Genomic DNA, 11,995 nt, shown 5'->3' with positions numbered 1-11,995 from the left:
ATAGCATTAGCAGCAGCTATCTGCCATAAAAAGAAAAAACACGGCATAATAAACGATTATTGGTTTAACTATGTCTTTATCATGATTACGGTTATTTATCTGGCACGCTTTGCCGAAGAACTGGGCATGGCACAGGAAGAGCTTGCATGCAGTTTTGATGACAGCAATACCCTGCTCGCCTATCTGCGGCAGCGCGGAATACCGTTCTCCGAGGTACTGGCCGAGGGAAAAGTATATAAAATTGCTGTAAATAATATTATTCAGCATGGCAACACAGCCATTAGAGACGGAGACAGCATCGCACTGCTACCACCAGTAACCGGAGGTTAAAATGCAGACACGCATACAAATACAGACAGAAGACTTCAACCTCAGTCATGAGCTGGCACTGGCTGAAAAAAATGCGCCGGATTGCGGAGCTGTAGTCAGTTTTATTGGTAAAGTGCGCGGCAACGATAACCCGCAGCAACCACTGAGTCATCTGTATCTCACTCATATGCCGGAAGTAACCGAGCAGGAAATCAGCAAAATCATCACCCGTGCCGGCGAACGCTGGTCTTTACCCTACGCCTGCGTCATTCATCGTGTGGGTGAATTACCAGTAGGCGCACAAATAGTACTGGTACTTACTGCCAGCGGCCATCGCGAACATGCTTATCAGGCCAATCATTTTATTATGGACTACCTCAAAACCGAAGCACCATTCTGGAAAAAAGAATGTTTTGCCAATGGTCAGCAGCACTGGGTAGAAATGAAACATACAGACCAGCTACGCACACAGTCATGGGAATAAATGCAAATCTCGGGCTGATTATTCTGGCCGGCGGACTCGGTACCCGTGTAGGTGGTGCCAATAAAGCCCTACTCACACTAAATGGTCAGCCATTGCTGGAACATATTCTGCATCAGCTTGGTCACTGCAGCGAGCACATTATTATCAGTGCCAACCGGGATATTGCCCGAATAGAAAAATACGGCTATCCCGTATATTCTGATCTACCGGCCTATAGCGGGATGGGACCACTTGCCGGTATCATCAGTGCTGCACAACATTTACCGGAAGCTATTGAATATCTGCAAATAGTACCGTGTGACCTGCCATTACTCAACACCGATATCATTGCCGGTTTGTATCAGAAACTATCCGGCCAGCCTGAACTTGATATTGTTTGCGCCGCAGATTCTTTCACTCTGCACCCTGTCGTTTGTCAGATGCGGCGGCGTCACTTAAAACATATCCGGCAACAGCTTAACAGCACTGGCAAACACAGTATCCGCTCCGTCATTCTGCCATACCGGCATGCTATCGTTACCTTTGCCGACAATATTCCGTTTACCAACTATAACAGCAGCGCAATGTTTACCAGCATGCGCAGCGGAGAAACAACCTTATGATGGATTTTTACCAAGGGCAGGAAGCCCTGTTGCAACAGGCAAGCCGCATAGTCGATACTGAAACCGTACCGCTTAATCAGGCTGCCGGGCGTATTCTCGCCCAAAGCATTATAGCTACTACAGACTCTCCCGCATTCGACAACAGCGCTATGGACGGCTATGCGATATGCGGACTCGATTGCTCTGAATGGCAACTAACCGATACAGCCGCAGCAGGAGATACACGACAGCTAACCCTGCAACACGGTCAGGCTATGCGTATCTACACTGGTGCCGGAATTCCGGTAAATACTGATGCAGTAATTATGCAGGAGAACACCTGCGTTGAAGGACTCACCCTCAGCTGCACCAGCACACCCGTTGCCAATGAAAACATTCGCCGTCAGGGCGAAGAGCTGAAACAAGGGGCAACTTTACTGGAAAAAGGTGCATTACTTAATGCTCAGGCAATCGGACTGGCCGCCTCACAGGGATTCAGTGAACTACAGGTTTACCAAAAACTGCGTGTAAGCGTATTTACCACCGGTGATGAACTGGTAAGCGGCAATAGCCAGTTACAGCAACATCAGATATATGATAGTAATCGCCCCATGTTGCTGGCCTGTCTTCAAACTTACACATTTATTGAAATCATTGACGGCGGTATTCTGCCGGATAATCTCGATATCATCACCGAAACCCTTTCCAAAGCCGCCACCAGCAGCCACAGCATTATTATTTCCGGTGGTGCTTCTGTAGGTGATCGTGATCTGGTTAAACCGGCACTGCAACAATTAGGCAGTATAGAACACTGGAAACTGGCGATAAAACCGGGTAAACCCTTTGGCTGGGGCTGTATCGGTGAATGCCGCGTCATGCTTCTGCCCGGCAATCCGGTAGCCAGCTTTGTTACCTTCAAACTGCTTGGACTACCGGCACTGCAAACAGCCGCCGGGCGTCATATTCTGCAAGCACTACCCGAATGCTATCAGGCCAAAGCTGCTTTCAGCATAAACCCGAACCGGCAAAAACGACGCGAATTCCTGCGCGGAACCTTGCGCTTTACCAATAATGGTCCGGAGGTTATTCCATTAAATAAACAGGGTTCACATATGCTTTCCGGTTGCGTGAATGCACAGGTATTAATCGATATTCCCGCACAAACTGATATTCAGCAGGGACAGTGGCTGACAGTTTATCCGATATAAAAAATAAATTATTCAGCAAAAATAAGGCCGGAAAGAGCAAGAGAGCTTTTTCCGGCTTTCATATAATCAGGATTTTTCTGATTTTATTATCTGATTAGCCAAATAATCTGATAACCTGAGCAGAATTTCAATTTGCTAATGGCCGACTATATTTGGTTTAAATTACTGCTCAATTTGTTTTATAAATATATTGCGCATCGTGATCAGGTGCTGCTGATAATCAGATTAATCGTATGCAGTAAATCTGCCTTAATTGTATCCAACTCAATGCCTGAGCGTTTTTTCCCCGCAACCACCCATATACCTTCGAGCAAGCTAACAATGATTAATGCACGCCGCTGTATTTCATCATTATTGAGTAAAGTATTCTGTGATTGGACGAAACAAGCTATTTTTTTTAAATATTCCTGATAAAACAAATCAATAGCATGATGAGCTTCTGTGGTTCGTTCAGATAGTGCCCAGATTTCCCACATTAACTGACAATTGTAAACATCATCAAGTTCTGAGCAAATGATATCTATCAGTACACTCATCGTTTCAGCATCACTTTTTAGCGCAAGATTTATTTTCCGCTCAACCAGTAGCAGCATATTTTCAACCAGCGCGCTAAAGAGTTTTTCCAGCGTAGGGAAATAATATTGCAGATTACTTAGCCGTATTCCCATTTCATCTGCCACTATCCGCATACTGAAATTCACCCCGCCCCGTGTCGCCAGCAACCGCGCGGCAGTAGTCAGTATTTGTTCTTTTTTTGGAGATAATTTAGCCATCAATATTCTCTGTCAAAGAAAGTTTTTATAAGCTAATTAACAATTTTTCCGAAATTAATTTAGATTTCAATGTAATAAGTTTACTAAAATTCGATAGAAACAGTTATGTTATTAGAATAAATAAAACGATAAATTCAAAATTCACTCATGGATTGACTATTAAAGGATTCAATGTAACCATACCGACATCCATCATTACATTGTTACTAGAATCCAATTCTAGTTGAATAAATTAACTTTAAACATCCTTGCTACACATAGAAATCAAAAGCGGAACCGCAATTAAACAAAGAAATAATAAAAATAGCATTTGATATTCAGAAACATCTAATACCAAACTTCCCAGGTAAGTACCAATCCCCCCTCCGCCAAAAATGGCGACACCAATTATACCTGATGATAGACCTTTATCATTTAACGCAAGCTCAAGCGCTCTACTCGCAAGAATTGATTGAACTAAAATATATCCCATTCCAAGAAACATTGTTGCGAAATAAGTCAGAAGTATGTTATGGCACATGAGCATAAGTAACAAGATTACCGAACAAAAAAACCCTGATATTAATACTTTCCTATTTGCAATATTTTTCAAAAAAAATCTATTAAGAAACCCCGTCATAAAGCAAATAATACCAAATAACATAAGACCAATACCGACATATCTATAATCAACACTAAGAGAAGTTGAAAAATAAGCACCAATATAAGAATATGTCCCAAGCACAATAAAACCATTACAGAATGCAAGAAAGTAAATTTTACGTAATGTATTCTGTGCTAGTAATGAACAAATAGCTTTGATAAATGCCGATTTTTTTGTATTTATATAGCCACTTGAAGGTAAGCAAAAGATGGAAAAAAATGACAATAAGGATAATATTGAAAATAATATAAATATATTTCTCCAATTGCTTATTTCAATTAACCACCCACCAACTGCTGAACTTAATCCCTGGCCTAAAAATATTAAACCAAGAAAAATTCCAACAAATTTAGTTAAAATTTCTTTTTCGTATAACTCTCCTAAAATCCCTAATGAAACTGCAATAATCCCTGCTGCAAATAACCCTGTGATAAATCGACATACAGTAAGTAGAGCAATATTGGGCGCTATCGAACACAATAGAGTGGAGATTGATAAGCAAAGCATGAGTAGTAATAGTATTTTTTTTCTACCATACCGATCGCTATAATAACCATAGACAGGTTGAAGTACCCCATATGGAATTAAATAGGCAGTTAAAACTATACTTACTTGAGAAATTGAAATACCGAAATCTTCAGATATGTCAGGTAAAAGAAGTGAAGCAACCCAATTATCTGCGGCGGAGATAAAACCAGCAAATCCGACTAAAACAAGAACAAAATAATTTTTCATGAATTTATAATCGAATCCCGTTTATTTGATAATTTCATATTTAAAATAATTAGTAAACTAAATATTAATATGTCTGGCCGTCAGAGGCCAGTGGTTCGACCATGCGCAAGCGCCGCCAGCGGGTGCGCGAGGCGTTGCCGGAGCTGGTCGCGCTGGGCTGGACGGTAACCGAGTTCGCGGCGGGCAAGTACGACATCACCCGGCCCAAGGCGGCAGGCTGACCCCCCCCACTCTATTGTAAACAAGACATTTTTATCTTTTATATTCAATGGCTTATTTTCCTGCTAATTGGTAATACCATGAAAAATACCATGCTCAGAAAAGGCTTAACAATATTTTGAAAAATTGCCTACTGAGCGCTGCCGCACAGCTCCATAGGCCGCTTTCCTGGCTTTGCTTCCAGATGTATGCTATTCTGCTCCTGCAGCTAATGGATCACCGCAAACAGGTTACTCGCCTGGGGATTCCCTTTCGACCCGAGCATCCGTATGAGACTCATGCTCGATTATTATTATTATAGAAGCCCCCATGAATAAATCGCTCATCATTTTCGGCATCGTCAACATAACCTCGGACAGTTTCTCCGATGGAGGCCGGTATCTGGCGCCAGACGCAGCCATTGCGCAGGCGCGTAAGCTGATGGCCGAGGGGGCAGATGTGATCGACCTCGGTCCGGCATCCAGCAATCCCGACGCCGCGCCTGTTTCGTCCGACACAGAAATCGCGCGTATCGCGCCGGTGCTGGACGCGCTCAAGGCAGATGGCATTCCCGTCTCGCTCGACAGTTATCAACCCGCGACGCAAGCCTATGCCTTGTCGCGTGGTGTGGCCTATCTCAATGATATTCGCGGTTTTCCAGACGCTGCGTTCTATCCGCAATTGGCGAAATCATCTGCCAAACTCGTCGTTATGCATTCGGTGCAAGACGGGCAGGCAGATCGGCGCGAGGCACCCGCTGGCGACATCATGGATCACATTGCGGCGTTCTTTGACGCGCGCATCGCGGCGCTGACGGGTGCCGGTATCAAACGCAACCGCCTTGTCCTTGATCCCGGCATGGGGTTTTTTCTGGGGGCTGCTCCCGAAACCTCGCTCTCGGTGCTGGCGCGGTTCGATGAATTGCGGCTGCGCTTCGATTTGCCGGTGCTTCTGTCTGTTTCGCGCAAATCCTTTCTGCGCGCGCTCACAGGCCGTGGTCCGGGGGATGTCGGGGCCGCGACACTCGCTGCAGAGCTTGCCGCCGCCGCAGGTGGAGCTGACTTCATCCGCACACACGAGCCGCGCCCCTTGCGCGACGGGCTGGCGGTATTGGCGGCGCTGAAAGAAACCGCAAGAATTCGTTAACTGCACATTCGGGATATTTCTCTATATTCGCGCTTCATCAGAAAACTGAAGGAACCTCCATTGAATCGAACTAATATTTTTTTTGGTGAATCGCATTCTGACTGGTTGCCTGTCAGAGGCGGAGAATCTGGTGATTTTGTTTTTCGACGTGGTGACGGGCATGCCTTCGCGAAAATCGCACCTGCTTCCCGCCGCGGTGAGCTCGCTGGAGAGCGTGACCGCCTCATTTGGCTCAAAGGTCGAGGTGTGGCTTGCCCCGAGGTCATCAACTGGCAGGAGGAACAGGAGGGTGCATGCTTGGTGATAACGGCAATTCCGGGAGTACCGGCGGCTGATCTGTCTGGAGCGGATTTGCTCAAAGCGTGGCCGTCAATGGGGCAGCAACTTGGCGCTGTTCACAGCCTATCGGTTGATCAATGTCCGTTTGAGCGCAGGCTGTCGCGAATGTTCGGACGCGCCGTTGATGTGGTGTCCCGCAATGCCGTCAATCCCGACTTCTTACCGGACGAGGACAAGAGTACGCCGCAGCTCGATCTTTTGGCTCGTGTCGAACGAGAGCTACCGGTGCGGCTCGACCAAGAGCGCACCGATATGGTTGTTTGCCATGGTGATCCCTGCATGCCGAACTTCATGGTGGACCCTAAAACTCTTCAATGCACGGGTCTGATCGACCTTGGGCGGCTCGGAACAGCAGATCGCTATGCCGATTTGGCACTCATGATTGCTAACGCCGAAGAGAACTGGGCAGCGCCAGATGAAGCAGAGCGCGCCTTCGCTGTCCTATTCAATGTATTGGGGATCGAAGCCCCCGACCGCGAACGCCTTGCCTTCTATCTGCGATTGGACCCTCTGACTTGGGGTTGATGTTCATGCCGCCTGTTTTTCCTGCTCATTGGCACGTTTCGCAACCTGTTCTCATTGCGGACACCTTTTCCAGCCTCGTTTGGAAAGTTTCATTGCCAGACGGGACTCCTGCAATCGTCAAGGGATTGAAACCTATAGAAGACATTGCTGATGAACTGCGCGGGGCCGACTATCTGGTATGGCGCAATGGGAGGGGAGCAGTCCGGTTGCTCGGTCGTGAGAACAATCTGATGTTGCTCGAATATGCCGGGGAGCGAATGCTCTCTCACATCGTTGCCGAGCACGGCGACTACCAGGCGACCGAAATTGCAGCGGAACTAATGGCGAAGCTGTATGCCGCATCTGAGGAACCCCTGCCTTCTGCCCTTCTCCCGATCCGGGATCGCTTTGCAGCTTTGTTTCAGCGGGCGCGCGATGATCAAAACGCAGGTTGTCAAACTGACTACGTCCACGCGGCGATTATAGCCGATCAAATGATGAGCAATGCCTCGGAACTGCGTGGGCTACATGGCGATCTGCATCATGAAAACATCATGTTCTCCAGTCGCGGCTGGCTGGTGATAGATCCCGTCGGTCTGGTCGGTGAAGTGGGCTTTGGCGCCGCCAATATGTTCTACGATCCGGCTGACAGAGACGACCTTTGTCTCGATCCTAGACGCATTGCACAGATGGCGGACGCATTCTCTCGTGCGCTGGACGTCGATCCGCGTCGCCTGCTCGACCAGGCGTACGCTTATGGGTGCCTTTCCGCAGCTTGGAACGCGGATGGAGAAGAGGAGCAACGCGATCTAGCTATCGCGGCCGCGATCAAGCAGGTGCGACAGACGTCATACTAGATATCAAGCGACTTCTCCTATCCCCTGGGAACACATCAATCTCACCGGAGAATATCGCTGGCCAAAGCCTTAGCGTAGGATTCCGCCCCTTCCCGCAAACGACCCCAAACAGGAAACGCAGCTGAAACGGGAAGCTCAACACCCACTGACGCATGGGTTGTTCAGGCAGTACTTCATCAACCAGCAAGGCGGCACTTTCGGCCATCCGCCGCGCCCCACAGCTCGGGCAGAAACCGCGACGCTTACAGCTGAAAGCGACCAGGTGCTCGGCGTGGCAAGACTCGCAGCGAACCCGTAGAAAGCCATGCTCCAGCCGCCCGCATTGGAGAAATTCTTCAAATTCCCGTTGCACATAGCCCGGCAATTCCTTTCCCTGCTCTGCCATAAGCGCAGCGAATGCCGGGTAATACTCGTCAACGATCTGATAGAGAAGGGTTTGCTCGGGTCGGTGGCTCTGGTAACGACCAGTATCCCGATCCCGGCTGGCCGTCCTGGCCGCCACATGAGGCATGTTCCGCGTCCTTGCAATACTGTGTTTACATTACGTATATTAACAACAAATCTTTCAACGATCCCCTTGTCAGTCATTTATAATCAACTTTATAGAATCAACATATTTAAAGCTCTAATCAAACTTTCTGAAAATGTGTGTACACTATTAGCATTACAAAGGTCATGTTGATATAAAATATCAATATAAACATTTGAATTGAACGGCTCAATATTAACTCTAACACCATGTACATTACCAGGATTACTACTTGAACCAAGCCATAAGTTGGTATTTTCGAGATTTAAAAAAATCATTCGTGGAGGAACCTAAACTAATATGATTATTCATAATCATATTAGGATAAATAATTTCAAAATCATCCGGTAAATTCATTTCTAAAAGATGTGGTAATGATTTGACAAAAAGTGAGTTAAGTTTATCTTTTTTAATATCTGAAATACATTATGATTTTTATAAATAGGTCAATTGACCAAAAATAAATTATTTAGTATATTATTTTAGGTCAATCAACCTAAAATAGAAAGTCTGCATGAACAATCAGCTGTCAGTATTATTAATCGGTGGCTATGGTGTAGTAGGCAAACAAGTAGCGGCACTGTTAAATCTATATTATCCGGATGTACATATTATTATTGGCGGGCGCAATATACATACTTCAACTGCATTTGCCAGTACCTTATCCAGAGCATCTGCAATACAATTCGATATTAATGCACCACAGCTTCCAGACAATATCCGACCCCAATTAATCGTAACCCTGGCCAATGATCCCGATAACCGCGTACTGCATTTTGCCATCAAAAATCAGATTGCCTATCTTGATATTACTCGCTGGACGGATAAATTAAAAACAGCGATTACCTATACCCATACATTCGACCAGTTGCATGCTCCCATAGTATTTTCTTCCACATGGATGGCTGGCGTAGCTGCCAGCCTGATAATCCGGCACACACTTAAATTCAAGCAGATAAACAGCATAGATATTAATATTCTCTATTCTATGCAAGATAACGCAGGAATCAATTCTGTAGATTATATGGACAGAATGCTGATTCCTTTTGAAGTCGTCGCCAAGAGACACACTCAAAGCTGTATGCCATTTTCAGACAGCAGACTGGTCAGCTTTACAGAAAAAAAACGTTTTCGGGTTTATCGCTTTGATACACCTGATCAGTTAACCTTGCCAATGTTAACCCAAGCCAGATCAGTATCCACACGAATTGGTTTTAACAGCAATATAACCAACCGCCTTTTCTATGTATTAATTCATAGTGGCTTCTGGCGTTTAATCTCAACGCAACGTTTTAAAACATTTCGCCAGAAACTGCTATACAATCCGGGTAAAGGTGATGAGCACCGTATTTTAATCAATATCACAGGTACAGATTCGACCAACCGGCCAACTCAATCCGTCTTATCCATTACAGATCCTAAAGGTCAGTCCCATCTCACCGCTATTGGTGCATTTAATCAGATACATTCGATATTCACTCAGCAATTATCTAATCGGGTTTACTTCGGCGAAACACTGCCGGATATGAATATTGCAACTAATATACTTAAAAAAGAAGGCGTGAAAATCGATTTCGACTAATATCTATCTGAAGTTTATCGAAGTCTTCAGACAATAAATTCTGAAATATTTTTATTAAACAAAAGATTATGATTCATTAATCAGTACATGAAAAGATTAATAAATCATTTCAACTAAGATTTTTTTAACAGCTGATTCAGCGGATATTACGAGCTTATCATAAGCTGATATACACTGGATTACCTTATCTTCTGACCAATTTTCTGCGCCAAAAAAGTATCACACAGTTTTTTCAATTTACTGATAACAACATGATAGGTTTATTATTATTTTTCCTTTTCTTTAAAGAGTGCCAGCCAATAGACAGGCCAATGCGTTTTATTAAAAAGATTATTAACTAAATAAGCAATTGCTACCAATATTACTGACCCGGACAGCACTGGAAATAATAGAAAAGTAAAATCATAATCTATTTTATCTGCTGTTAATAAAATGACTAATGGATTAGCACCGGCTGGTGGATGCACTGCCCGAAAATATTGCATAGCGATAATTGCTATGCCTACAGCCAAAGCAATAATAATAACATCATGACCGAATAGCTTTAAAAACAGTAACCCGCAAAAAGCTGAAATTAAATGTCCCAGAATAACATTTCTTGGCTGCGCAAGTGGTGACTGAGATACAGCAAACAAGATCACACAACTTGCTCCAAATGGCGCCATTATTAAAGTATAGCCGGTTACCCGACTAAACCAGATCAGAAAAAATATAGCTACGAAACCACCGGTCAGACTTTGCAATAATTCACTATTTGTAGGCTTTGGTGGCAGTTTCTCCTTGCCGAAAAAAAATGGTTTCATTATTCTTTATATCCTATAAGATTAGCTTGAGTGTTAGCAATTAGTGCCAGCACAAAAGTGAACAAATCTGTTCACTTTTATAATAGTACAGATCTGTCCACTTATCAAACACTTTGGATAATAAATGAAAAAAACATACAGATTAATTGCTGATACAGCAGAACAACTCTTTTATCAAAAAGGTTTTGGCAACGTAGGAGTTGATGAAATAAGAGACCAGTCAGGTTGCTCTAAAACAACGCTATATAAACATTTTGGCAACAAAGACAATTTAATCTTTGAAGTTTTAAAACTAAGAGACTTGCGATTTAAACAAGAACTTACCGAAGCAATAGCTGATCTTGACCAGCAACAGTCTATTATTCAGATACTTAAATGGCATTTAGACTGGTATAATCAAGACAATTTTAATGGCTGCTTATTTGTCAGAGCAAGAGAAGAAATCCATAACGACAATGCAATAAAAGAGCTGGTTATGGAGCATAAAGAATTTATTCGAAATTTAATCCGCGATAAACTCCGGCAAAACCCACAAAATGAGGCAATAACCAATCAATTAATGGTTATATTAGAAGGTCTGAGTAATATCAGTCTTATTTATAAAGATAATAAATTACTTTACGATGAAATAATAAAAAATAGTTTTAATTGGGTATCAGAAATACTTCTTTAATTATTTATCAAGCCTGTTTTTTAAAAAAATTTTATTCCAATAGCTGATTAGAGTAAGAATAATTCCCCCTATAATAATAAAAAAACCTTCAAAAAAGCCATAAGGGCTGGGAATCTCATGAAGAACTTTTGCATATGTCGCGGGTAAATTTATATTTGGATTAGCCGGGTCAAAAATGATTTCTTCTGAAAAAAATTCAGCTGAGTTCAGGCCTCCTGCAGGAAAATAGCGCAGTCCGGTTTTGGTAAAACCAAAACCTTCACTAAAAACACGCAAATCATCATTAATATAGGTTTTATCTGCTATCCGGAAATAATAGCGAAAATGATAAATTGGTGTACTGATGGATTTAGCGGATATATTTTCCGGATGGTTATATATCATTCTCCCCTGTGTAGTACATTGGTTTGGTGCACAATTCAATGATAAAAGATATTTAGCTTTATTTTGCAAAGGAAGATAATAGTGCTGGTGATTGCTTTTACTTTCAGCTAAACAGATTATCCCCAATACGATAATTAAAGGACCAATTACTCTGGAAAAAAACTTCTCCGCTTTTTTCATCTTTATTATCCATCTGTAAGATCAGATTTTCTTATTTAAGCTGTTTGACTCCCTATCATTTATTCAA

13 protein-coding genes and 2 pseudogenes are annotated in these 11,995 nt (G+C 43.5%); 10 read left to right on the top strand and 5 right to left on the bottom strand.

Annotated elements, in window-relative coordinates; all coding sequences use genetic code 11:
* Window positions 1–81: 81 nt before the first annotated feature.
* Genes H3V11_RS05275 through glp form a run of 4 tightly spaced genes read left to right on the top strand, consistent with a single transcriptional unit; the run spans window position 82 to window position 2,582 of the window.
* The gene (locus H3V11_RS05275; RefSeq protein ID WP_025330251.1) at window positions 82–330 is read left to right on the top strand and encodes a MoaD/ThiS family protein; all 249 of its coding nucleotides are present in this window, start codon (window positions 82–84) and stop codon (window positions 328–330) included.
* A 1-nt stretch (window position 331) separates the two neighbouring features.
* The gene (locus H3V11_RS05270; RefSeq protein ID WP_100125227.1) at window positions 332–793 is read left to right on the top strand and encodes a molybdenum cofactor biosynthesis protein MoaE; all 462 of its coding nucleotides are present in this window, start codon (window positions 332–334) and stop codon (window positions 791–793) included.
* Window positions 784–1,395: a molybdenum cofactor guanylyltransferase gene (gene mobA / locus H3V11_RS05265; RefSeq protein ID WP_180296325.1), complete on the top strand. Its 612-nt coding sequence runs from the start codon at window positions 784–786 to the stop codon at window positions 1,393–1,395. Before H3V11_RS05270 ends, mobA begins: the two co-directional genes overlap by 10 nt.
* Window positions 1,392–2,582, top strand: a complete 1,191-nt coding sequence (gene glp / locus H3V11_RS05260; protein WP_198206708.1) for a gephyrin-like molybdotransferase Glp — start codon at window positions 1,392–1,394, stop codon at window positions 2,580–2,582. Before mobA ends, glp begins: the two co-directional genes overlap by 4 nt.
* A 203-nt stretch (window positions 2,583–2,785) precedes the next feature.
* On the opposite strand, the gene H3V11_RS05255 is transcribed toward glp, so the two are convergent.
* Together H3V11_RS05255 and H3V11_RS05250 are read right to left on the bottom strand one after the other, a co-directional pair.
* Entirely contained in the window at window positions 2,786–3,355 is a 570-nt protein-coding gene (locus tag H3V11_RS05255; RefSeq protein WP_078475083.1) for a TetR/AcrR family transcriptional regulator, read from the bottom strand.
* A gap of 238 nt (window positions 3,356–3,593) precedes the next feature.
* Window positions 3,594–4,733, bottom strand: a complete 1,140-nt coding sequence (locus tag H3V11_RS05250) for an MFS transporter (protein ID WP_198185759.1) — start codon at window positions 4,731–4,733, stop codon at window positions 3,594–3,596.
* Between the two features lie 68 nt (window positions 4,734–4,801).
* Here H3V11_RS05250 and repC point away from each other — a divergent pair.
* The 4 genes and pseudogenes from repC to H3V11_RS05230 form a co-directional block, all read left to right on the top strand.
* Window positions 4,802–4,954 (top strand): annotated as a pseudogene (gene repC, locus H3V11_RS05245) (replication protein C, IncQ-type); the annotation flags it as partial.
* A gap of 307 nt (window positions 4,955–5,261) precedes the next feature.
* Window positions 5,262–6,077, top strand: a complete 816-nt coding sequence (gene sul2 / locus H3V11_RS05240) for a sulfonamide-resistant dihydropteroate synthase Sul2 (RefSeq protein ID WP_001043260.1) — start codon at window positions 5,262–5,264, stop codon at window positions 6,075–6,077.
* 60 nt (window positions 6,078–6,137) lie between these two features.
* A complete protein-coding gene (aph(3'')-Ib, locus tag H3V11_RS05235) occupies window positions 6,138–6,941 on the top strand; it encodes an aminoglycoside O-phosphotransferase APH(3'')-Ib (protein WP_001082319.1) in 804 nt (267 codons plus the stop codon).
* Entirely contained in the window at window positions 6,941–7,777 is an 837-nt protein-coding gene (locus H3V11_RS05230; protein WP_000480968.1) for an aminoglycoside O-phosphotransferase APH(6)-Id, read from the top strand. Before aph(3'')-Ib ends, H3V11_RS05230 begins: the two co-directional genes overlap by 1 nt.
* Before the next feature lie 106 nt (window positions 7,778–7,883).
* Here the strand turns inward: H3V11_RS05230 and H3V11_RS05225 are convergent.
* A pseudogene (locus H3V11_RS05225) lies at window positions 7,884–8,288 on the bottom strand (IS91 family transposase); the annotation flags it as partial.
* Window positions 8,289–8,820: 532 nt separating this feature from the next.
* On the opposite strand from H3V11_RS05225, the gene H3V11_RS05220 reads away from it, so the two are divergent.
* Window positions 8,821–9,888 (top strand): hypothetical protein, encoded by a 1,068-nt coding sequence (locus H3V11_RS05220; protein ID WP_198185756.1) that lies wholly within the window; start codon window positions 8,821–8,823, stop codon window positions 9,886–9,888.
* A 266-nt stretch (window positions 9,889–10,154) separates the two neighbouring features.
* Here the strand turns inward: H3V11_RS05220 and H3V11_RS05215 are convergent, their stop codons facing one another.
* On the bottom strand, window positions 10,155–10,691 hold the full coding sequence (locus H3V11_RS05215; RefSeq protein ID WP_198206709.1) for an HPP family protein: 537 nt from the start codon (window positions 10,689–10,691) through the stop codon (window positions 10,155–10,157).
* Between the two features lie 124 nt (window positions 10,692–10,815).
* On the opposite strand from H3V11_RS05215, the gene H3V11_RS05210 reads away from it, so the two are divergent.
* On the top strand, window positions 10,816–11,364 hold the full coding sequence (locus tag H3V11_RS05210; protein ID WP_078475087.1) for a TetR/AcrR family transcriptional regulator: 549 nt from the start codon (window positions 10,816–10,818) through the stop codon (window positions 11,362–11,364).
* On the opposite strand, the gene H3V11_RS05205 is transcribed toward H3V11_RS05210, so the two are convergent.
* Window positions 11,365–11,928, bottom strand: a complete 564-nt coding sequence (locus H3V11_RS05205; RefSeq protein ID WP_198206710.1) for a hypothetical protein — start codon at window positions 11,926–11,928, stop codon at window positions 11,365–11,367.
* Window positions 11,929–11,995: the final 67 nt, after the last annotated feature.

Origin of the sequence: Snodgrassella sp. W8158 (assembly GCF_016100435.1) — a bacterium.
Taxonomy (GTDB): Bacteria; Pseudomonadota; Gammaproteobacteria; order Burkholderiales; family Neisseriaceae; genus Snodgrassella; species Snodgrassella alvi.
Note: the sequence above shows the minus strand (reverse complement) of the source record. Positions and strands in the feature narration are given on the sequence as shown.

Coding starts and splice junctions, on each gene's coding strand:
- H3V11_RS05275 (WP_025330251.1), top strand. CDS start 82: ATGATTACGGTTATTTATCTGGCACGCTTTGCCGAAGAACTGGGCATG.
- H3V11_RS05270 (WP_100125227.1), top strand. CDS start 332: ATGCAGACACGCATACAAATACAGACAGAAGACTTCAACCTCAGTCAT.
- mobA (WP_180296325.1), top strand. CDS start 784: ATGGGAATAAATGCAAATCTCGGGCTGATTATTCTGGCCGGCGGACTC.
- glp (WP_198206708.1), top strand. CDS start 1,392: ATGATGGATTTTTACCAAGGGCAGGAAGCCCTGTTGCAACAGGCAAGC.
- H3V11_RS05255 (WP_078475083.1), bottom strand. CDS start 3,355: ATGGCTAAATTATCTCCAAAAAAAGAACAAATACTGACTACTGCCGCG.
- H3V11_RS05250 (WP_198185759.1), bottom strand. CDS start 4,733: ATGAAAAATTATTTTGTTCTTGTTTTAGTCGGATTTGCTGGTTTTATC.
- sul2 (WP_001043260.1), top strand. CDS start 5,262: ATGAATAAATCGCTCATCATTTTCGGCATCGTCAACATAACCTCGGAC.
- H3V11_RS05230 (WP_000480968.1), top strand. CDS start 6,941: ATGTTCATGCCGCCTGTTTTTCCTGCTCATTGGCACGTTTCGCAACCT.
- H3V11_RS05220 (WP_198185756.1), top strand. CDS start 8,821: ATGAACAATCAGCTGTCAGTATTATTAATCGGTGGCTATGGTGTAGTA.
- H3V11_RS05215 (WP_198206709.1), bottom strand. CDS start 10,691: ATGAAACCATTTTTTTTCGGCAAGGAGAAACTGCCACCAAAGCCTACA.
- H3V11_RS05210 (WP_078475087.1), top strand. CDS start 10,816: ATGAAAAAAACATACAGATTAATTGCTGATACAGCAGAACAACTCTTT.
- H3V11_RS05205 (WP_198206710.1), bottom strand. CDS start 11,928: ATGAAAAAAGCGGAGAAGTTTTTTTCCAGAGTAATTGGTCCTTTAATT.